This window comes from Thermomicrobium sp. (assembly GCF_053493975.1).
On record NZ_JBRBZA010000010.1, the window covers coordinates 49,834 to 69,874 of the forward strand.

A 20,041-nucleotide genomic window follows, 5' to 3' on the forward strand; every position below is an offset into this window, starting at 1 on the left:
TGGTTCCGGTCCGGCGGTGTGACAGTTGTCCAGCCTCGCTCACTCGCTCGCGCAGGGCGGCCGAAGGCAGGACTAAGGAACCTGTTTCACATTCCGAGAGGGAGGAAATGTTAGGGGAGCGTGCTCGGCGCCAGGAGCGCTAGAATTGGAGGGTCGCCCAGCCGAGCAGGGCGAGAGACGATGACTGGGGTGCACGATTTCGATCCGACCATGGATTACTACCAGATTCTCGGGGTTCCCGTCACGGCGACGGGCGACGAGATCCGGCGTGCCTATCGGCGACTCATCCGTCATTGTCACCCCGATCGCGTAAGGGATCCCGATAAACGCCGCGTCGCCGAGGAGCGAGCCAAACTCCTGAACGCTGCCTACGCGGTGCTGAGCGATCCGGCTCGGCGGCGAGTCTACGACGAGCAGTTGCGCCAGCGAGCAGTTGCAGAACTCCTGTTCCAGCGCTATATCGCTCCAGCACCGACTCCATTTCGACCAATGCCGGCTCGCCGAACACGAGCCTGGTTCGCCGCTGATGTAGCAGCCTTTGTCCAGCTTTTGGCGGTGACGATCATCTTCGTCGCCGTGCTCGTTCTCCTCCTGGTCGCGAGTAGCGCGCTGACGACCCTGCTGCAGAGCTGGTCTTAATCGCTGATGGGCTCCCAGCGGAACGAACCGTTCTCCTGCCGGATCCTACCAGGCATCGTCGGAAAGTGACTCGCCATCACGAGTGCGTCCTCTTCAGCGGCTCGACTGCGCACGTCGAGACGTGTCGCGATCGCTTGCGAACGGTCCATATCGAATGCGGAACACCAGGTCGGCTCGGTCACTTGAGCTGGATGCGTGAACGTATCAGCCACGAGCCAAAGCGGGCCTTCCGCTGCGCTGAGGACGAGGCGCAGCATCCCGGGTGTGTGGCCGGGCGAAATGGTCACGTGGAGTCCAGGCGCGATTTCGGTGTCATCGTCTACCGTTGCCAGGACGCCTGCCTGCTCGAGCGGGTCGAGGCAGCGGTCGAGGTACCCGGGCGCGATCTGGTGCATGGCCGCACGCACGTCTTCACGGCGGAAGGTCTCGAGTTCCCGCGCGTGCACCAGATACCGGGCGCGCGGGAAGGTCGGCTGTCCGCCCTGGGCTGCCCAGCCGATATGGTCGGGGTGCAAATGCGTCAGGATGACCGCATCGATATCGCCTGGCGTGAGTCCGCGCTGAGCCAATTCCTGGAGTAAGCGCCCGCGCTGATGGCCGAAGAGTGGATCGGGGCCGGGGCCGATGCCCGCGTCGACGAGCACGGTGCGATCATGGCTGCGGATCAGGTAGCAGGCGACACGCGTGTAGAGCATGGTCTCGTGGGCGAAGGTGTCCGGGAAGCGGTTTCGGTACGGTTCCCAGGCCTCGCGTGGAACATCGGGGAAAACGACCGCGAGCGGGAAGAATGCTCCCTCGACATCGACGAGCGGTTCCACCGTGTAGCCAGCGAGTGTCACCGGCATCGCGTTGCTCCTTTCGCTCATTATCCAAGTCTAGCCGGTCGCGAAAGCGGCAACCCTCTGGGAACCTGCCTCCCTTGCCGATCGTCTCATTGACGAGAGCATGAGAGGAGGATGCTATGCGACGACCCAACGAGAGACGGACGATCAGCCTGAGCACGCTCTTGACACTCGTCATGCTGTTCGCTGGCCTCGTACTGGCCGCATGCGGCGCAGCGACGAACGCGAGCGATCGGGGGCCGACTGGCGGTACGTCTGCCCCAGGCGCACCGGCTATGATCGAGCCGACGGCTGACCCAACACCGCAGATGGAGCGGCGTGGGATCTTCTACCAGCGCGTGGCGTTGCGCGAGTCCCCAGACTCGAACCAGACAGAGCTCGTGATCGATCTCACGCTCCCCGATGCGTGTACGGAGCCTCGTCATGCGGTCACGATCGACGGGAAGCGTGTCCGAGTCGAAGTGTGGGCAGAGGGGCCGAGCGACCAGCTGTGTGCACAGGTGCTCCGCGAAGAGACCCTGGTCATCCCGCTCGGCGTCGTGGTCACTGACGACTGGATCATCGAGCTGAACCGAGTGGAGATCGACGTGAACTCGGTCGCACGTGAGGATCCCGGGAGCGGGAGTCACGAGTACGGCTACGCCATGATCGAACAGGTCGAGGTGCGCGCTGGTGACGGGCGTCCGCAGCAGGTCGTCGTCGATATCCAGGGAGCATTGCCTGATGCCTGCGCTGAACTGGTGAACCCACCCGAGCTCACCTTCGACGGGACAAAGGTGATCGTGACCGTGCAGTGGCAGCGACCACGCGGCCTCATGTGTGCACAAGTGCTGCGACCGTTCACGACCTCCGTCGATCTCGGTGAGTTGGAACCAGGAACGTACACCCTGGTCGTCAACGACCTCGAGACGACGTTTATGGTGGACGCGAGTTAACCGGTCACCCACCCCGGTGGGCGTCGTTCGGTGAAGGCCCGGAGTCCTTCCTCGTACTCCGGGCTTTCGTCGAGTGCGCGACGGAGGGACCGGATATCGGCGAGCGTGACCGCGTCGGTGGTGAGTGCCCGTTGGAGAGCAGCCTTGACCGCGCGCACTGCGCCGGGAGCCGCTTGCCGGAGTTCCGTGATCCAATGGTCGAGCATGGTGTCGAGGTGACCCGACTCGCAGAGCTGGTCGATGAGCCCGATGCGGAACGCTTCCTGCGCATCGAGTGTTCGGCCGGAAAAGAGGAGATCAGCTGCGCGCCCGCGGCCGACGAGCTGGGGCAGACGCAGCACACCGCCTGCTCCGGGAAAGATGCCGCGCCGCACTTCCGGGAAGCCGATACGGGCAGTGGTATCGGCGAAGCGGAGGTCACAGGCGAGGGCGAGTTCTGCTCCGCCTCCCAAGCAGGCGCCGCTGATCGCAGCGATCGTCGGAATCGGGAGCTCGGCGATCGCTTCGACCGCGGCGGCGATGGCATCGGTGTGAGCGGTCCGCTCGCGTGGAGACATCGGCGCACGTTCGGTCAGGTCAGCTCCGGCACAAAAAGCGGGCGGGGTACCGCGCAGGACGACGAGGCGCAGGCTCGCATCCTGGGCGAGCTCCCGTGCGGTCGTCGCGATCGCTCGGGCGAGAGCGAGATCGAGCGCGTTGCGGACAGCCGGCCGATTGAGCGTGAGCGTCACGATCCCAGCATGGCGGGTGACGAGGAGGACCGGTTGCTCCATCGCTTCTGTCCTCTCCGGTCGATCAGGTGAGGTCCCCTTCGTAACTGGTGGCGACTTCCTTACCGCACGACCGAGTATGGCACACGCTACTCGCTGCGAGCGTTGACGAGGGTCGTCCACTGGTCTCTGCGTACGAGAGCCTGAAGAGCGGACGATCGATCGGATTGCGAGGACCGCTCGAGAAGCAGGAACCCCTATGTTCCCGCACACCTCCGAGACTGGGAACGGGGTGGATCGTCGCTGAGGTAAGGAGAGATGCGTGATGATCGATTTCGGCAAGCTCGTCATGGCCGGGCAAGCTGCACTGATGGCGATCTGGCTACGCGATCGCGGAACGGAGCGACCGACGATGCTCTCCGAGCTCTTCGCAGCAGCCGAGGAATGGCGGCAGAGCGGGAAACGACTCGATCTGGGGCGTGCACTCGCGCAGGTCGATCCCTCGCTCGTCGATCCGCGGACCGGCTTACCGAGGGAAAACCTTTTCGGATCGTATCGAGAACTCTTGGGTATTCACTTCTTGCAAGACATCATCGACCAGCTGAAGCCCCTCTCGGAAACACAAGGCGCGATCGCCTTAGCGAGCATGCTCGGTCTCGAGCCGTGGTACGTCTTCGCGACAGTCTATCCGCGCCGCGTGCGCCGCGAGAAGCAGGATCCGACCGATCTGGACGTTCCGGAGTTGGTCATCCAATGGGTCGGGAACTGGGCGCTCGGCCTCCAGATGATCGACGTCGCTGGACAGGTCGTTCTTCCTGAATACATCGCGCGCGCTGTCACCGCGGAGCCGGTGGTTTGGCCCGCCCTGTTGGCGCTCCGCGAGCGCATCCCTCACCCGTTGCTTATCGACGAGCCGGATCGCACCGACTTCATCGCGGCGGTGGAGCAGTGGGATCGCGGCATCGACGAGATGGTGTTCGTCATCGAACGGGCATCGTTCGCCTGGGTCGAGCGCTACGGCGAACCGCCACGCTCGTTCGCACGCATCCGCTCGGGCCGGCCGTGGCGGCCGTGGCATTACCCGGACACGTTCGACCCAGCCGACGGTGTCCTCCCCCAGCTCCTGCGCGCAGCAGTCGGCCTCATGAACGGATGGGGTGAGCGACCGCCGGCACTGTTGAGCGCGGCAAAGACGCTCGAGATCTGGGAGGGCAGCCGTACGGCACTCGGGCCGCTCGTCGAGAGCAGCTATGCCCGCACGGTCGCGCGGGTACTCGGCATCGAGTGGGTGCTCCGTCCGTCGCGGACGAGTCAGTCCGGCCCCGACGACCTCCTGTGGCGGCTGATCGTGCTCGAGGCGATCCTGCGGGAGTCGGCCGGGGCGGTCCGCGCGCTCGTCATCGAGCCACAGGCGTGGCTCGCAGAGTACGAGGACGTGTGGGACGAGTTCGACGAGAGGATGAAGCAGTTCTTCCGGATCGCCTCGCAAGGTGGTTGAGTCGTCGATGGGTGGTGGACAGGAAGCGAGAGGATCGACGGCGTGAGCGAGAACGAGCGGACGTTCCAGATCGCACAACGGGTGCATCGGGCGTTCGTGGAGAGGACGCTGGCGGATGCTCGCCGCGATCGGCTGATCGGTGAATACGCGGTAGCGGCTCGGGCCTGGCAGGCTCGTGGCCAGTCGTTGGGACTGGAGGTTGCCATGCAGCGCTCGGGTCTCGAGGGGCGGATCCGGGAGCCATGGCTGGACGCGGTCGCATTCGACTTCTTCCGAATCATGGTGACCGAGTTGCAGCCGTTACTGGAGACGCAACTCGCCCTGCGCCTGGCTGGTCTCGTCGGGATCGAGCCGTGGGTCGTGGTCGCGCTCCGGGAACGCGAGGCGGGTGTGTTGCCCGGCACCCGGCGGTCGCATGTTCCTTGGGAAGTGGTGCGCCGCTTTTCGCGCTGGAGCCTAGGATCGATCTCGGTTGCTCTCGCCGTCCTGGAGTTGGCAGATCACGTGCGTGGCCGGTACGATCCGGACCGGTTTTCGTTGGACTGGCCGCTGCTCTGGCACCTGCGCGATCGGATCCCGCATCCGTTCGCGCTCGACGAGCAGGCAGCGGCCGAGTTTGCCAGCGCCTGTGCGCGGAGTCGCGGAGAGCTCGCGATCTCGGACTGCTTCTTGGAGCGACTCTGTCGGGATACCGCGGCGTCCTGGAGAGCGATGGCGACACTCGAGGCGGACGAGCGATCGCTCGCTGACCCGCCGATGGCGCCGCGAGAGTCGACTGGTCAGCTGCACGACTATCCGCGCGACGAGGTGGCGTCTGCCGTCCTGACGGCCGGGGCTCTCGCTGCCTGGTTCGATTCGGACGTGGTTGCCGCCGAGTTGGCGGATCGCGTCACGATGATGTTCGCGAAGCAGTCCGACGAGCCGCTCCCGCCGGTGTTTCACCTCCTAGGCATCGGCACGCTGGAGCGCTGGCACCAGGCGGCCGGTCCGCTGACGGCATTGCTCCCCACAACCTATGCCCGGACGTGTGCAGTGGGGCTCGGACTTCCTGGGGTCCCGGAACGAGATGCTGGATGGCTCGATGGGTCACTGGCGGTGGGAGGCAAGCTCCTGCTGCTCGAGGGAATCCTGCGTGAAGCCTGCGGCGTACTGTACGCCCTGGCTATCGATCCACTCGATCATCTGGAGCGGACGCGCGTCCACGCGCACGCACTTCTGGGCCGCTCGATCCGGTGTGATGAGCGGATCTCGTCCGAATTGCGCGAGTGCCTTTTGGTCCTCTCGGCTCGGCGCGGGGTGGGGAGGGCTTCGTCGGACGTGGCGATCCGGTCGCGACCGACCACTCTCGGCGGACGACGGGGTTGCTCGGCGGACATGGTCGGCTGAAAGCGAGAACGTTGCGCGGAATCCACAGGAGAACGGTTCGCGACGATCGCGCCCTTCCCGGCTCGTCAGCGTTGGAGCGACGAGTGATCCAGCAGGATGCGGGTTTCCCACGAGAGCGCTCGTGTCGCGGCGGTATGGGAACAGAGCCACGGCCAGTGGGGTCGGGTCGGGCGGGTCACGCCCTCTCGGTACAAGCCGACGAGGTGGAGCGGAGCGCAGGGAGGAAGCGGCGGAGAGGTCTGAAACACGAAGCGGACGATCCTGTGACCGTCCGCATGCTCGGAGCGGGAGACGGGATTCGAACCCGCGACAACCGGCTTGGGAAGCCGGCACTCTACCAGCTGAGTTACTCCCGCGCTCGTTTGTCATTTTTAGTATACCCTGACCCGCTCGCGTTGTCCAGGGGGACTCGATCGGAACTCTGTGGAGCGGTCGCGCGGAAGCACACGGCTTGGAGACGATCGATCAGTCTTCGTCTCTTGTGCTCCGTTCGATTCGTACGAACGGCTGCTGCGTTGCACTGTCCGGATAGAGCGTTTCGTAACGACGGTCTTGTGTTGCGGTACTCGCATTTGCCGATTCGCCGGCTCGGGGCATCGCGTTCGCGTCAGTTGCGAGCGAGTTCGCTCCCGGCTCGACGCGGCCGGTGACGAATCATCAACCCGATCGATGGGATGGTAGGGAAGAAGTTGGCGCGATGCTGAGCGGTTGGGCGGCGCCGGTCAAGAACGTATCGGTCGCCGCGGCTTCGATCCAGCGGTACCCGCACGAGGTCGTGAAGCTCCGAGCGGGAGCAGCAACCGTGCTTGACAACGGGGCTTTCGGGCCGGTACACTTGGCGATAGCGAACGTGGGGGCATAGCTCAGCTGGGAGAGCGCGACAATCGCACTGTCGAGGTCGGGGGTTCGAGTCCCCCTGCCTCCACCACTGTTCGGTATCGGTTCCACGAGCTGCTACCTTATCTTTCTGCGCGCGGAGTTGGTTCAGCGTCCTCGCTGCTCGTCGGAGAGGGGGCATCGATGCAGACACGGACATTCCAGCTGATCGGCCGACGCAGCAGCCAACCGGATGTCCTGCTCGTGCGTGACCAGGAGGGTCGGTACTATCTCCGACCGGGTTGCAACGGGCGCCTCGTCCGGGTGACCGCACGCGATGCCGAGCGGCTCCTCCGCAATTACGAATACCGACCGATCCTCAGTGCGACGTGGCTCTCGTACGAGGAGCTGATCCGAACCGATTGCCCCCTTCCTGCCGAGTCGACGCCCTCGCTCACCACCCACGAGCACTCCTGACGCAGAGCACAGTGGAGGGGGCTCAGTTCAAGCCCCATCCGCGAGCTGAATCGTTGGCCGAAACGATCACGATGCAGGTTGGGGCTTGATGTGCGGCACCGGCGCTGCCGGCCGTGCTTCGGACGCCGAGTCAGGACGGGCTGTCTCCGGCGTTGCGATGAGAGCAGCTGGCCGGGTGAGCGGTGGGCCGACCAGTTCCGGTCGCGGACGCGGCTCGTCGAACAGTGCCTCGATCTCGTGACCGTCCAAGGTCTCCTTCTCGACCAGCAGGGTCGCGATCTTCTCCAGCTTGTCCATGTGGTCCAGCAAGATCTGTTTGGCCGTCCGATATGCCTGATCGATCAGACGGCGCACCTCCTGGTCGATTTCGTACGCCACCTGGTCGCTGTAATTCCGCTGTTCAGCGATCTCGCGACCGAGGAAGACCAGCTCCTCCTTACGGCCGAAAGCGAGTGGTCCGAGCCGCTCGCTCATCCCGAACTCGGTCACCATACGGCGAGCTAGCGTGGTGGCACGCTCGATGTCGTTCGCTGCGCCGGTCGAGACCTCCTGGAAGACGAGTTCTTCCGCCACCAGTCCGGCCATGAAGACAGCGAGTTGCGCCTCGAATTGCTTCTTGGTCCAGAAGAAGCGATCCTCTTCTGGCAAGACGCGGGTGTAGCCGCCCATCATGCCGCGAGCGACGATCGATACCTTGTGGACCGGGTCGGCATGCGGGAGCATGCGAGCGACGAGGGCATGCCCAGCTTCATGGTAGGCCGTCATCAGCTTCTCGCGCTCGCTGATACGCCGACTCTTGCGCTCGGGACCAGCGACCACACGATCGATCGCCTCGTAGAGCTCCCGTCGGCCGATCGTCTTCTTGTTGCGACGTGCAGCCAGAATGGCTGCTTCGTTCACGAGATTCTCGAGATCGGCACCGGAGAACCCCGGGGTCTGGCGGGCTAGATCCTCCAGATCGACATCGCTCTCGAGTGGCTTCCCGCGGGTGTGGACTTTCAGGATCGCCAGGCGACCATGCAAGTCTGGCCGGTCGAGCACGACCTGACGGTCGAACCGTCCCGGACGGAGCAGCGCTGGGTCCAGCACGTCCGGGCGGTTGGTCGCGGCGATGACGATCACGTTGGTATTGGAATCGAAGCCGTCCATCTCGACCAAGATCTGGTTGAGCGTCTGCTCACGCTCATCATGGCTTCCGCCGAGCCCAGCACCGCGCTGGCGCCCCACCGCGTCGATCTCGTCAATGAAGACGATACAGGGAGCGTTCCGCTTCGCTTGGTCGAAGAGGTCACGCACCCGGCTGGCGCCGACGCCGACGAACATTTCGACGAACTCGGATCCGCTGATACTGAAGAAGGGCACGCCTGCCTCACCGGCAACGGCGCGCGAGAGGAGCGTTTTCCCTGTTCCGGGCGGTCCGACCAGCAGAACCCCTCGCGGGATACGGGCACCGAGTGCCGCGAACTTCTCCGGATACTTCAAGAATTCGACGATCTCCTGCAGCTCTTCCTTCGCTTCGTCGACACCTGCCACGTCATCGAACGTCACGGTCGGCCGATTACTGGTGAACACCCGCGCGCGACTCTTGCCGAAAGAGAGCGCCTGATTGTTCGTGCCTTGAGCTTGCCGCATCATGAAGATGATCACGCCGATGAGGAAAAGAGTGGGCAGCAGGAACGTCAGCGTGCCCAGCACATTGCCCCACTGGCTCGCACGATGCGTTTGGATATCGACCTGCTGCGGATCGATTCCGAAGGTCTTCAGCAGCTCGAAGATGTCGACGTTGGGTGGCAAGCGGAGTGTGCGGACCTCGTTGGTTCCGATGTACTGGACTTGTACTTCGTCCGATCCGCTCGTCATGACGAGTCGCTCGACTTTGCCGGCCTTGATATCGGCGGCCATTTCCTGAGTCGTGATCGTCGCGCCGCCGCGACCTCCTTGAACGAAGGTAACCCAAACGGCGATCGCGGCGATGATCAAAATCATCCACACGAAGCCATTGCGGAGCCACTTGCTGTCGGACATCGGGATGCCTCCACTCTCGTTCGACCCGCTCGCTGGTGTCGTGCAGCGGGCGTTCCCGATTATAGCAAGCTGTCGTCACCAATCGATTCGGGGCACGTGTCCTCTGCCGCCCCACGCCGGTGCGTCGGCATTCCGATCGGAAAATCGTCACCAGGCGAGCGGGACGCGAGGGAAAATCGTCCTCGCCTCGCCGGTGGTTTCGCTCGCAAAGCTGGATGCTGGCGTCGGCCAGTCCGGAGGCGCTCGGTTCAGTCCCTCGGCTCCTTTGCGGGAACGAGTATCCTCGGAACGAATCCGACCGGCTGTCAGTCGCGCTCGGGTAGGCGACGGGAAATCACCCTTGCGCGGCGTTCCGATAGACGGCGATGAAGGGGAGATTGCGGAAGCGCCCTGCTGCATCGAGGCCGTAGCCGACCACGAACTCGTCCGGAATATCGAAGCCAACCCAGTCCGCTCGAACACTGACGGCACCCGGCTTCTGCTTGCGCAGGAGGACAACGACGCGCAGGCTGCGGGGGTTGCGGCGCTGGAGAACGTCCAGGAGATATTGCAAGGTCAGACCGCTATCGATGATGTCTTCGACGAGGAGAACGTCTCGTCCCTCGATCGGGCGATCGAGGTCTTTGATGATGCGGACGACACCGGAGGTGACGGTCGCCTGTCCGTAGCTGGAAACAGCCATGAAGTCGATGTCGAGGTCGATGGGCAGGTGCCGAACCAAATCGGCCATGAAGACGAATGCTCCCGTCAAAACGCCGATGAGTACAGGTCGCTTTCCCTGGTAAGCGCGGGCGATTTCCTCACCGAGTTCGGCCACTCGCCGCTGCAACGTCGCTTCATCGATGAGGACCCGCTCGAGTTCTCCGCTGGGAGCCTGTGCTGTTTCGCTCACGCCTCGTACTCCTCCCTTGCGAACGAGTTCGAGCACGACAGTACCGTCTGGAGAGCGGTAGCGCTCGCCTTGCAGGCCAGGAATCCAGTGCACGATCCCGTCGCTGGCTACCAGCGGTAGCCAGTCGCGAAGATAGCTCGGAACCTTCTCGTTGATCAACCAGTCCTGGAGGCGAACCGGAACCGACTGGCCCGGACGGACCAGGCGGTCACCAGGACGCCGGGTGCGCACGACCCATCCCTCGGCGGGTGCGCACCGGATCGCGAGCTCCCACTCGTTCTCCAGCGCGATCGTGGTGCCGCTGCGGAGCGGCAAGACACTACCAGGCTGGATGAGCGGACGCCCAGAGCGGTTCCGGAGGTACTGCTCGATCCGGTTCCCCGGACCGAGCACGGCTTCAGTGTAGCTGATCACCGCGACGAGACCATGGCCGAGTTCGATGGCTCGCCCCGTCTGCCCTTCGACGAGTGCTTTCCGGAGGGCTACCAGCCGCTCACGACTCAAGCTCCAGGTCGGATCCCAGTGCTCGCGCAGCGCTGTTTGCAGAATCCGCCGTTGCAGAGCCGGGTCCAGCGCGCGAAACGCCGCCCGATCGAGGACCAAGAAGTCGACCTCGGGTCGGAAAACGCGTGCCGAGGCTTCCCGGGCCAGCCGCTGGAGAAATTCCGCATCTTGCCGCAATTGCTCGGCGACCTGCGCGAGCGTGTCCGTCGTGCCGGGGCGAAGTTGCTCCAGCAGCGGAAGCACCCGTTGGCGAATCGCATTACGCTCGTACGAGAGGAGGAGATTCGTGGGGTCTTCCAGCGGTTGGAGACCGAGCAATTCCACAGCTGCTCGGACGACCGATCGTCGAATCCTGAGCAGCGGACGGATCAGGCGGATGGGCGCGAACTCGCGGTGGAGCGGGTCGAGCGGAATGCGGAGTTCGGTGACCGGTCGCATCGCAGCGAGACCGTCCAGCCCAGCGCCACGGAGCAGGCGCAGCAGGACTGTTTCTGCTTGATCGTCACGCGTATGGCCGACTGCGATCCAAGACGTTCCTGCCGACTGTGCAGCCTGAGCGAGTGCGGCGTAGCGAGCGGCTCGCGCTCCTGCCTCCAACCCGCCCTCCTTGTACTCAGGCCAGAGAGAAACCTCGACTGGCACGACTCGTACCGTGAGGCCGAGTTCGCTACCCAAGGCGACGGCGCGCTCGGCCATCGCGCTGGAGCTCGCTTGCAGGCCGTGATCGATGTGGACAGGAATCGGTGTGGGCGCGAGCCCTCGTTGGGCCAGATGCTGAAGGCTCCAGAGCAGAGCGAGGGAATCCGGTCCACCCGAGAACCCCACGATGATCCGATCGTGCCCCGCCAGGCCTCCTTCTTCCAACGCCGCACGGACGACGCGCAGGACTGCACTGATGGCCGAATTGGAGCGTCTCACGAGCGTGTGCCCCCGCTATCGGCGAGTCGCTCGAGCGATTCTCGCCCAAAAGCGAAAGCGGCGCAAACTGCGCCGCTCCAGCCAGTGCCGGTGGGCGGATTCGAACCACCAACCAAGGGCTTATGAGTCCCCTGCTCTACCGTTGAGCTACACCGGCCCACTTCCCGCGTCAAAGTCTAGCATCCCCGCTCGGCAGCCGTCAAGCTTGCCACTGCTCGCGTCGCGTACCTGGCCCTGCAGAACCGGGTCGACGCGCACCGGCGCGATGCCGCGATGGGCATGGTGGACTTCGCTCAACAGGTCTCGTTGGGTCCACTGAGCCGAGCCGGCCTCTGCAAGGCTGGTGAGTTGGTGACCGATGGTGAGGGTGCCTGTGTGCCTGACTGTCTCGAAGGGCAGTACGGCCACAGAGAGGAGGCACGCCCCGCGGCCAGGGATCTACTCACCGATATCCTTGCCGATCTGGCGAGCCATTGCGCGATACTGAGCGAAGTCGCCCAGGCCGGTGGCGTTGACGCCCGGAACGACGATGACGCTCGCTGAGATGAGATGTGCTTCTGGACTCGCCAGGTAGGCGCAGATCTCTCCGATATCGTCTGGTAATGCCCAACGGCGCGTTGCGACGAGCGCTTCGGCGCGTTCTCCCATCTCAGCGCGCAGACGACCGCTCAAGATGCCAGCAGGCAGCACCGCGTTGACGGTGATGTTGTACGGATAGAACTCGGCAGCGAGCTGCCGGGTCAGACCGAGCAATCCTCGCTTGGACGAGGTGTACCCTGCTCCCCCGTTGAGACTCGCCCGGAGGGCAGCGAGCGAGCCGATATTGATGATTCGGCCATATTCACGCTGCATCATGTGGGGGAGGGCTGCTCGGCTCATGTAGAAGGGCCCCGAGAGGTTGACTGCGATGTAGCTGTGCCACTCCTCGTCCGACATCCGCTCGACTGCGGGAGTCCGCCCCAAGCGCGCTGCGTTGTTGACGAGGATGTCCAGTCGTCCACAGCGTGCGATGACCGACGAGACCATCTCGTTCGCTTTGCATGGATCGGAAACGTCGCCAGCGAGCGCGAAGGATTGTCCACCGCTTCGGGTGATCTGATCCACGGTCGCTCGCGCGTAGTCCTCATTGAGATCATTGACGGCGACGATCGCGCCCTCTCGAGCGAGGACGCGTGCGATCCCTGCGCCGCCACCCCCCATCTCTCCGCCCCCAGCTCCGGTCACGAGGGCGACGAGTCCCGTCAGTCGTCCCATCGCACCTGCTCCTCTCTTCACGCGAAGGCAGACGTTGGATCGGTACGGCCACCTGGCACGACAGAAACCCCACCATCGATCGGGATCGCCGCACCAGTGATATAGCCCGCTTCCTGGCTCGCCAGGAACACGACGAGTGCGGCCACTTCCTCCGGCGTCCCGGCCCGTCGAATCGGGATGGTCTCCGCGAGGCGTTGAACGTGTTCCTCTCCCCATTCGTGGAGCAGCTTCGAGGTCACGATAAAGCCGGGGAGAATCGCGTTGACCGTGATTCCATGTTGCGCGACTTCGATCGAGAGGTGGCGAATCAATCCGTACAATGCCTCTTTGGCTGCGACATACGCGACACCGTTCAGCACACTGGTGCGGCTGGCTGTGACGTGCGACACATGAATGATGCGACCGAACCTACGCTGACGCATATGCCGCACTGCTGCTCGACTGAGATAGAAGGGAGCATGCGTGTTCACTGCGAGGAGGGACTCCCACTCGTCATCGGATACCTGGTCCGAGCGGCGACCGCTGCCGTGTGCCTCTGCCTTGTTGACCAGAATATCCAGTTGGCCGAAACGCTCGACGACCTGTGCGATCAAGCGATCGACCTGAGCCGAATTCGTCACATCGGCCGCAAATGCCTCGACCGCATCGTAGCCGTCAGCTCGCAGCTCAGCTACGGTCTGTTGCGCCCGTTCAGGAGTCCTATCGCTTATCGCGATCCTCGCACCCGATTCGGCGAGTGCCCGAGCGATGAATGCGCCGAGTCCTCCACGCGAGCCTCCGCCAGCGCCGGTCACCAGCGCGACCATGCCGTTCAGATCGACACGCTGCTGTCGTTGCATCTGTTCCTCCTGCTCCATCGTCGGCGGACAGAGAGCGCTGATTTACCAGGAGGGCATCGAGACGATCGTGCTCGGCGATGATCTTCGCCTGTTCGGGGCTTTCATCGGGCTCGCTCGCTGAATCGGTATCCGCAGCAGAATCGCGTTTGTTCCGTCGCTTGGTCCAGCACGACCGTTGTGTCGCGCGGGCACGGCACCGCGCTGTCACAGCGGGTAAACGCAGCACGCTTCACAGGACAAAGCCGGACTGCATCGTCGACCTCTGCACTCAGCAGCAGGCAGGCGACTTTGGTCATGGCTCATGCTCCCGTGCTGGGCACGGCGGTCTCCGACTCCTCAAAAAAGAGCGATCCCCTACTGACATCCAGTTCTCCAATCGCGTCAAGATGATTTGGTGCGGATCGGTACGGTGACCTGCTGGCCGATGAAGGTCGGGCAAACGGTCGAAATACCAGCGTTGCGAGCTCCGGCGACCACGATCAGGATGGTTTCCGGTGAATGAGCGAAGCGCACGAAGGCATCGTCCGGCAGAGAGGCATCCAGTAAGGCGTCCTTCGCTAGACGTCGCAAAACTCCTGCTGGTCGACCGAAGTGTTCCCACAAGTATTGTCGTGCCTGAGTTTTGCTCCAGCCGGCGGCAGCGATGAGTTGGGCGTGCTCCGGCCCCATCACGACGACACCAGCGTGTCCGCGCGGCGTCGAGAAATACGTTCCCGCGTACGACATCGAATCGGCGATCGTTTCCAAGATCACCTCGGGCCGCTGAGAGTCGCGTTGCTCGACCTGCATCGTACCCCGCACGAGACCGACCGTTACCGTGCTTTCGTCTGGCGCAAAACCTCGCTCGACGTGCAGTGGTTCCCACGGGCTCTCTTCTTCGTTCTCCGCGATGCAGAGACTGAACTTGCCAGGTTGACCCTGGGTGCTTTGATCGAACTCGTGTGGACGGATGCCGAGCGCATTCATGATCACGAGTCGGATCGCTCGCCCGATCGTCGCGTTCGGGCGGTCTCCCGGGCTGAAAACGTTGTCCCTCGCGTTGAAACCGAGGCGATGCCGGATCGGTCCATTGACGACGACAAAAACCGCTTGCCCAGTCGTGCTCTGCAAGAGGCCGCGACTACCGGGCACTCGATCGAGGGCTTCCAGGGCCGCGAGAACGACGGGGAAATAGTCTGGTTTACAGCCAGCCATGACCGCATTTGCGGCAGCGAGACGTACCGTGCACTTGCGACCGAGATGCTCTTGCTCGATCACGACCTCTTCTGGATCACGATCGGTCTGTGCGAGGAACTCGGCGACGAACTCCTCTGCCGGTGGAACGACAGGTAGTCCATCGGTCCAACCACGCTCGTAGCAGTACTCGATCGCTTCCCGGGCGTGCCGTACGGCCTCGAGAACCGGCTCAGCCATCTGCTGCACGCTCATGTCGTCCCTCCTCGGCAGCGTCCTCGACTCCCAGCAGCCGAAGCAGTTCAGGGAGTACTCGTTCAGCCCGTTGTCGGACTTCCTCCGGGCTGAGGCTACTGACCGGATGCGGGATTACCGCGTACGGGTAACCAGGCATCCCTTGCGCTTGCGCCATGGCATCCGCTGTGCTCCGGAAGGCCTCGGTGATGATCGCTGCTGAGGGAATCCCCTGCTCTTCGAAACGGATCGCATCGGCCACACTGGCCGCGCTGCATGACCCTCAGTCACCGACCGCAGCGATCGCAAAGTCGCATCGCTTCTTGAGCTCGGAGATGACTGCTGGATCGACCGGCACCGAGATACTCTGCTTCCGGTATGTGATCAGTTCAGCGACACCATACTGTTCCTGGAGGAGTTCGCCGATATTCCGGAGCAAGAGATCGGCGTTCTTCTTTCCATTATCGATCAGGCAGACACGCGCGCCGCGTAGCGAGCGTCGAACGCGTGGAGCCTTCGTCTTGGTAACGAGCCCGGTTTGTCCGGTCGGATCTACGAGAACTGGCATCATCGACCCTCCTCTGGTAGACGCTTTTCCAAACGGACCTCACGTAACGCTGGATAGACTGGGGCGATCGCCTGTCGCAGCATCGCATCCAGCAGCTGGTCGGGAACGAGGCAGTCCAGGCACGCATCGGGTAATGCCTGGAGCACTAATTCGACGACACCGTCGTCGGTGACACGCTCGACGCGCAGCTCGAACCCGTCCGGTGCCAATCCCTCCCGGATCCGGTCGAGTGCGCGATCGATTTCTCGAAGCACCGTTGGTGACGTGCTCATCGTTCTTGCACGGCCTCCTTTCGCCTCGTCGACTTCTCTCGTTCTACACGCGATCAGACCGTCACCAGTTGGATACCGGCCAATTCGGCTGGAATGTCCATCGTCGTGACGCGAGACGGAATGGTCAGTGATGCACCTGTGCGCGCGACCACGTCCTGGATCGTCACGCCTGGTGCGATTTCCTCGAGGAGGAGTTCGTCGCCCACGACGGAAAGAACGGCGAGGTCCGTGTAGATTCGCTGGACACAACGCGGTGCGGTCAGCGGATAGGTGCACTCTTCAACGATCTTCGGCTCGCCGTGATCGGTCGTATGGGTCATCGCTACCCAAACACGTTGTGCTCCGATGGCGATGTCCATGGCGCCGCCCACTCCTGGAACACGGGCACCAGGGATGCGCCAGTTCGCGAGATCGCCTCGGCGCGAGACTTGGAGAGCACCGAGCACGGCGTGCGTCAGGTGACCTCCTCGGACAATCGTGAACGACAGTGCATGGTCGAAGAGACTCGCACCCGGAACGAGCGTGACGTAGTCGCCGTTGGCGTTGACGAGATCAGGATCTTCCTGACCTGGGGGCGCCTTGGGGCCGGCACCGAGAATGCCGTTCTCGCTATGAATGAGCACGGTTTTCCCGAGTGGCAAAAAGTGCGTGACGAGTGACGGCATCCCGAAACCGAGGTTGACGAAGCTGCCGTCAGGGAGATCATGGGCGATACGGTAGGCAATTCCCTCGCGTGTCAGCGGCATCGAGCACCACCTCACCGTCGTTGAGCGGATGTTGCGTGCCGGATCCAGTCACGCGGTACCTCAACGACTCGGTCGACGAAAAGACACGGTGTTTCGATCTCCTCGGGTGAGAGAAAACCGACCGGAACGACTTCATCGACTTCAGCGATGACCGTCCGAGCCGCTGTGGCCATGATCGGATTGAAGTTCCGCATGGTGCGCCGGTAGATCAGGTTCCCCCACCGGTCAGCCCGAAAAGCCTTGATGAGGGCGTAATCGGCTGAGAGCGGAAGTTCCAAGACGAAGGGACGCCCGTCGATCAGGCGCACTTCTTTCCCAGCGGCCAACTCGGTTCCGACGCCAGTCGGGGTATAGAATCCACCGAGGCCGGCCCCCGCTGCACGGATACGCTCGACGAATGTTCCCTGGGGCACGACCTCCAGCTCGATCTCACCCTTGAGATAGCGCTCGTGAACCGCGTGTGCGCCAGGGTGAACTGGAAACGAGGTGATCAGCTTGCGGACTGCACCGTCAGCGATCAGTCCGCCGATGCCATCCTCCTCCGTGCCGCCACCGCAGTAAATGAGGACGAGGTCGCGCAGCCCTCGTCGCCGAAGCGCCCGAACCAGGTTGACAGGAATTCCGGGCGGCCCAAAGCCTCCGATCATGATCGATGCGCCGTTCGGGATATCGGCGACCGCTTCGTCACAACTCGCGACAACTCTGTCCATCGGTCCGATCATTTCCTTTAAGGATTAACTAGGCGACCACGTCGATGATATGGTGTCCTCCGGGAAGCTGTCAAGGCACGATCGACCGAAGCGGGCGGGGAAAGAACTGGTTTGCACCGCGGAATCAATGACCACGCCACGGGAGACCGCTCCGGAGATCACCATCCCTTCGTGCACCAGCACCAAGTCGTTTTCATCGGTATCCTGATGGGGAACGCCGGATGACCCGGCAAGCCAGGAGGGTCGAGCGTACCCGGAGGAACGAGCATGCTCGAGGAGCGGGGGAATGCGCGTGGGGAACCGGAAATCGAGAACCGTTTCCTGACCGGTGAGCCTGAGCGCAGTGGGCAATTCCCGAAGGGTGGGGATCGGCTTTTGCCGTTCTCAGAAACGGATCGGATCCTCGCTGGCTTGGATGCAGACCAGCGCGTGGCGGTCACGACGACTGAGGGTCCGGTGCTGGTGGTAGCTGGACCGGGGAGCGGCAAGACACGCGTGCTGACGCATCGCGTCGCGTATCTCATCGGCAGCGGCCGGGCTCGACCATGGCAGATCGTCGCCGTGACCTTCACCAACAAAGCAGCACGGGAGATTAGGGAGCGCCTTGGGGCCCTCCTCGGAACCGAACCAGCACAACTCGTGCAGGCGGGCACCTTTCACAGTCTGTGTGTCCGTATTCTTCGACGTGATGGGTATCGGATCGGGCTCGAGCCGGCGTTCACTATCTATGACGAGGAGGATCAACTGGCGCTCGTCAAGCAGGCCTTGCGCGATCTCGGCCTCGATCCGCAGCGGTTCTCCCCGCGCATGCTGCTCGGACGTCTCTCGCGGGCCAAAAACGACCAGCACGGTCCGAGCGATCTCCAAGCGATGGCCCAGAGCTATTGGGACGAAGTCGCTGCTCGTGTCTACGAGCGCTATGCCCAGTACCTCCAGCGCGCCCAAGCCGTCGATTTCGACGACCTTCTCCTCCGCACTGTCGAACTGTTCACCGAGTACCCGGACGTGCTCGCCCACTACCAGGAGCGCTGGCGCTACCTACAGGTCGATGAGTACCAGGACACGAACCGGTTGCAGTACCAATTGGTGCGCCAACTCGCCAGCGGGCACCGGAACCTCTGTGTCGTTGGTGATCCCGATCAATCGATCTACAGCTGGCGGCAGGCGGATATCCGCAACATTCTCGAGTTCCAGCGCGATTTCCCTGACGCGACCGTCGTTCGTCTGGGGCGCAATTACCGCTCGACACCACAGATCGTTGCAGCTGCCGATGCCGTGATTCGCGTCAATCGCCAGCGGATCGAGCGCCCGCTATGGACCGAGAATCCCCCCGGTCCACCGATCCGCTTGCTGGCTTGCTGGGACGAGCAGCAGGAAGCGGAGACGGTGGTGAGCGAGATCGATCGCTTGGTACGGACAGGAAACGCACGGTATCGCGATATCGCAGTCCTGTACCGCATCAACGCCCAGAGCCGCTCGGTCGAGGAGGCGTTGGTGCGACGTCAGATCCCCTACCAGGTCATCGGCGGGGTCCGCTTCTACGAGCGGAAAGAGATCAAAGACGCGTTGGCAGTGCTGCGCGTGTTGGTCAATCCGCGCGATTGGCTCAGCCTGCGGCGGGTCCTGAGCGAGACAGCGTTGGGACGAGGGATCGGGGAGAAGACGCTGCTGCAGCTGGAGCAATGGGCGCAACGCCGACAGTGCTCGCCCGCAGAAGCGCTGCTGCTCCTGGTCGAGGAACGGGAGGAAGGACCAGCACTGGCAGCCGCGACAGTCCGGCGACTGCGGGAACTCGGCGGCGAACTCGTTCGGTTGCGGGCAATGATGGTCGAGCATCCGGCTAGCCACCTGTTCGACCTCGCGTCGGAGCGGAGCGGGTTGGCTGCACGGTATCGGGACGCGAGTGACCCCACCGAGCGCGAGCGATGGGAAAACCTCGTCCAGCTGCGGAGCGTGCTCGAGCGTTACGATACGGTCCCCGCGGCAGAGGGGCTACCGCTGTTCCTCGAGGAAGCGGCGCTGGTAGCCGCCATCGACGAAGCGGAGATGGGTGGCGATCAGGTGACCCTGCTCACGTTGCATGCGGCCAAGGGACTGGAATTTCCCGTGGTCTTTCTGATCGGTGTCGAAGAAGGTCTGTTGCCGCATGCCCGAGCGTTGGAGAGCGAGGCCGAGCTCGAGGAAGAGCGTCGGTTGTTTTACGTGGGCATCACGCGGGCCAAAGAGCGCTTGTACCTGAGCTATTGCGGCTCGCGCAGCCGTTTCGGTCTGCGCGAGCGTTGTTTACCTTCACATTTTCTCGATGACTTGCCACCCGACGTGGTGGAAGCTGGTAGTCGAGCGAGCGAACGAGTGCCGACGGCAGCACCGCCAGCGGCCGGTCGCGCGGGATCGGCGGAGAGCAGCGCCCCAGTGCTACCGCGGTTGCGAGCCGGGCAACGCGTTTTCCACCCTGCATTCGGCGATGGGTTGGTCGTGGCAGTGCGTGAACAGGCTGGCGATCAGGAAGTGACGGTGCAGTTCAAACGACACGGAACCAAGACGCTGCTCGCGAGCCTTGCCAAACTGGTCGTCGAGGAGTAAACAGGGGAAGGCAGGGCGTT

The 20,041-nt window shown here is 63.4% G+C and carries 17 protein-coding genes and 3 tRNA genes; 7 read left to right on the plus strand and 13 right to left on the minus strand.

From position 1 onward, the window contains the following. The first annotated feature begins 180 nt into the window (after positions 1-180). The gene (locus ACWIVK_RS02310; RefSeq protein WP_448574922.1) at positions 181-639 is read left to right on the plus strand and encodes a J domain-containing protein; all 459 of its coding nucleotides are present in this window, start codon (positions 181-183) and stop codon (positions 637-639) included. On the opposite strand, the gene ACWIVK_RS02315 is transcribed toward ACWIVK_RS02310, so the two are convergent. Beyond that, positions 636-1,484 carry an MBL fold metallo-hydrolase gene (locus tag ACWIVK_RS02315; protein WP_448574923.1) on the minus strand — a complete coding sequence of 283 codons (849 nt, stop codon included), beginning with the start codon at positions 1,482-1,484 and terminating at the stop codon, positions 636-638. The genes ACWIVK_RS02310 and ACWIVK_RS02315 overlap by 4 nt on opposite strands. A 116-nt stretch (positions 1,485-1,600) precedes the next feature. On the opposite strand from ACWIVK_RS02315, the gene ACWIVK_RS02320 reads away from it, so the two are divergent. Then, positions 1,601-2,416, plus strand: a complete 816-nt coding sequence (locus ACWIVK_RS02320; protein WP_448574924.1) for a hypothetical protein — start codon at positions 1,601-1,603, stop codon at positions 2,414-2,416. Here the strand turns inward: ACWIVK_RS02320 and ACWIVK_RS02325 are convergent. Continuing rightward, on the minus strand, positions 2,413-3,189 hold the full coding sequence (locus ACWIVK_RS02325; protein WP_448574925.1) for an enoyl-CoA hydratase/isomerase family protein: 777 nt from the start codon (positions 3,187-3,189) through the stop codon (positions 2,413-2,415). The two genes, ACWIVK_RS02320 and ACWIVK_RS02325, sit on opposite strands and share 4 nt — an antisense overlap. Positions 3,190-3,448: 259 nt before the next feature. Between ACWIVK_RS02325 and ACWIVK_RS02330 the strand changes: the two genes are divergently transcribed. After that, positions 3,449-4,624, plus strand: coding sequence for a hypothetical protein (locus ACWIVK_RS02330; RefSeq protein ID WP_448574926.1), 1,176 nt, complete (start codon positions 3,449-3,451; stop codon positions 4,622-4,624). Between the two features lie 42 nt (positions 4,625-4,666). Continuing rightward, positions 4,667-6,010, plus strand: coding sequence for a hypothetical protein (locus ACWIVK_RS02335; protein WP_448574927.1), 1,344 nt, complete (start codon positions 4,667-4,669; stop codon positions 6,008-6,010). A gap of 283 nt (positions 6,011-6,293) precedes the next feature. On the opposite strand, the gene ACWIVK_RS02340 is transcribed toward ACWIVK_RS02335, so the two are convergent. Next, positions 6,294-6,366, minus strand: a tRNA-Gly gene (locus ACWIVK_RS02340). Between the two features lie 496 nt (positions 6,367-6,862). On the opposite strand from ACWIVK_RS02340, the gene ACWIVK_RS02345 reads away from it, so the two are divergent. Together ACWIVK_RS02345 and ACWIVK_RS02350 are read left to right on the plus strand one after the other, a co-directional pair. Continuing rightward, positions 6,863-6,938, plus strand: a tRNA-Ala gene (locus ACWIVK_RS02345). A gap of 92 nt (positions 6,939-7,030) precedes the next feature. Continuing rightward, positions 7,031-7,303 carry a hypothetical protein gene (locus ACWIVK_RS02350; protein ID WP_448574928.1) on the plus strand — a complete coding sequence of 91 codons (273 nt, stop codon included), beginning with the start codon at positions 7,031-7,033 and terminating at the stop codon, positions 7,301-7,303. Between the two features lie 66 nt (positions 7,304-7,369). Here the strand turns inward: ACWIVK_RS02350 and ftsH are convergent, their stop codons facing one another. The 10 genes from ftsH to ACWIVK_RS02400 all read right to left on the minus strand — a co-directional run bounded on the left by ftsH (position 7,370) and on the right by ACWIVK_RS02400 (position 17,438). Beyond that, complete coding sequence (gene ftsH, locus ACWIVK_RS02355) at positions 7,370-9,328, minus strand: ATP-dependent zinc metalloprotease FtsH (protein ID WP_448574929.1); 1,959 nt, start codon at positions 9,326-9,328, stop codon at positions 7,370-7,372. 334 nt (positions 9,329-9,662) lie between these two features. Further along, on the minus strand, positions 9,663-11,642 hold the full coding sequence (gene hpt, locus ACWIVK_RS02360; RefSeq protein WP_448574930.1) for a hypoxanthine phosphoribosyltransferase: 1,980 nt from the start codon (positions 11,640-11,642) through the stop codon (positions 9,663-9,665). 85 nt (positions 11,643-11,727) lie between these two features. Further along, a tRNA-Met gene (locus tag ACWIVK_RS02365) sits at positions 11,728-11,799 on the minus strand. Between the two features lie 281 nt (positions 11,800-12,080). Continuing rightward, positions 12,081-12,896, minus strand: coding sequence for an SDR family NAD(P)-dependent oxidoreductase (locus ACWIVK_RS02370; protein WP_448574932.1), 816 nt, complete (start codon positions 12,894-12,896; stop codon positions 12,081-12,083). Positions 12,897-12,913: 17 nt separating this feature from the next. Further along, on the minus strand, positions 12,914-13,735 hold the full coding sequence (locus tag ACWIVK_RS02375; protein WP_448574933.1) for an SDR family NAD(P)-dependent oxidoreductase: 822 nt from the start codon (positions 13,733-13,735) through the stop codon (positions 12,914-12,916). Between the two features lie 381 nt (positions 13,736-14,116). Beyond that, positions 14,117-15,163 carry a hypothetical protein gene (locus tag ACWIVK_RS02380; RefSeq protein ID WP_448574935.1) on the minus strand — a complete coding sequence of 349 codons (1,047 nt, stop codon included), beginning with the start codon at positions 15,161-15,163 and terminating at the stop codon, positions 14,117-14,119. Beyond that, entirely contained in the window at positions 15,141-15,710 is a 570-nt protein-coding gene (locus ACWIVK_RS02385) for a UGSC family (seleno)protein (RefSeq protein WP_448574936.1), read from the minus strand. The genes ACWIVK_RS02380 and ACWIVK_RS02385 overlap by 23 nt, the downstream gene beginning before the upstream one ends. Next, positions 15,710-15,982 carry a hypothetical protein gene (locus ACWIVK_RS02390; protein WP_448574937.1) on the minus strand — a complete coding sequence of 91 codons (273 nt, stop codon included), beginning with the start codon at positions 15,980-15,982 and terminating at the stop codon, positions 15,710-15,712. The genes ACWIVK_RS02385 and ACWIVK_RS02390 overlap by 1 nt, the downstream gene beginning before the upstream one ends. 53 nt (positions 15,983-16,035) lie before the next feature. Beyond that, positions 16,036-16,728, minus strand: a complete 693-nt coding sequence (locus ACWIVK_RS02395; protein ID WP_448574938.1) for a 3-oxoacid CoA-transferase subunit B — start codon at positions 16,726-16,728, stop codon at positions 16,036-16,038. An 11-nt stretch (positions 16,729-16,739) separates the two neighbouring features. Further along, positions 16,740-17,438 carry a CoA transferase subunit A gene (locus ACWIVK_RS02400; RefSeq protein ID WP_448574939.1) on the minus strand — a complete coding sequence of 233 codons (699 nt, stop codon included), beginning with the start codon at positions 17,436-17,438 and terminating at the stop codon, positions 16,740-16,742. Positions 17,439-17,705: 267 nt separating this feature from the next. Between ACWIVK_RS02400 and ACWIVK_RS02405 the strand changes: the two genes are divergently transcribed. After that, positions 17,706-20,021 (plus strand): ATP-dependent helicase, encoded by a 2,316-nt coding sequence (locus ACWIVK_RS02405; RefSeq protein ID WP_448574940.1) that lies wholly within the window; start codon positions 17,706-17,708, stop codon positions 20,019-20,021. Positions 20,022-20,041 lie beyond the last annotated feature (20 nt).

Bases quoted from the DNA above. Each gene is read 5' to 3' on its own strand.
- ftsH (WP_448574929.1), bottom strand. From the start codon at position 9,328: ATGTCCGACAGCAAGTGGCTCCGCAATGGCTTCGTGTGGATGATTTTG.
- ACWIVK_RS02375 (WP_448574933.1), bottom strand. From the start codon at position 13,735: ATGCAACGACAGCAGCGTGTCGATCTGAACGGCATGGTCGCGCTGGTG.
- ACWIVK_RS02325 (WP_448574925.1), bottom strand. From the start codon at position 3,189: ATGGAGCAACCGGTCCTCCTCGTCACCCGCCATGCTGGGATCGTGACG.
- ACWIVK_RS02310 (WP_448574922.1), top strand. From the start codon at position 181: ATGACTGGGGTGCACGATTTCGATCCGACCATGGATTACTACCAGATT.
- ACWIVK_RS02370 (WP_448574932.1), bottom strand. From the start codon at position 12,896: ATGGGACGACTGACGGGACTCGTCGCCCTCGTGACCGGAGCTGGGGGC.
- ACWIVK_RS02395 (WP_448574938.1), bottom strand. From the start codon at position 16,728: ATGCCGCTGACACGCGAGGGAATTGCCTACCGTATCGCCCATGATCTC.
- ACWIVK_RS02400 (WP_448574939.1), bottom strand. From the start codon at position 17,438: ATGGACAGAGTTGTCGCGAGTTGTGACGAAGCGGTCGCCGATATCCCG.
- ACWIVK_RS02405 (WP_448574940.1), top strand. From the start codon at position 17,706: ATGCTCGAGGAGCGGGGGAATGCGCGTGGGGAACCGGAAATCGAGAAC.
- ACWIVK_RS02350 (WP_448574928.1), top strand. From the start codon at position 7,031: ATGCAGACACGGACATTCCAGCTGATCGGCCGACGCAGCAGCCAACCG.
- ACWIVK_RS02315 (WP_448574923.1), bottom strand. From the start codon at position 1,484: ATGCCGGTGACACTCGCTGGCTACACGGTGGAACCGCTCGTCGATGTC.
- ACWIVK_RS02390 (WP_448574937.1), bottom strand. From the start codon at position 15,982: ATGAGCACGTCACCAACGGTGCTTCGAGAAATCGATCGCGCACTCGAC.
- ACWIVK_RS02380 (WP_448574935.1), bottom strand. From the start codon at position 15,163: ATGAGCGTGCAGCAGATGGCTGAGCCGGTTCTCGAGGCCGTACGGCAC.
- ACWIVK_RS02320 (WP_448574924.1), top strand. From the start codon at position 1,601: ATGCGACGACCCAACGAGAGACGGACGATCAGCCTGAGCACGCTCTTG.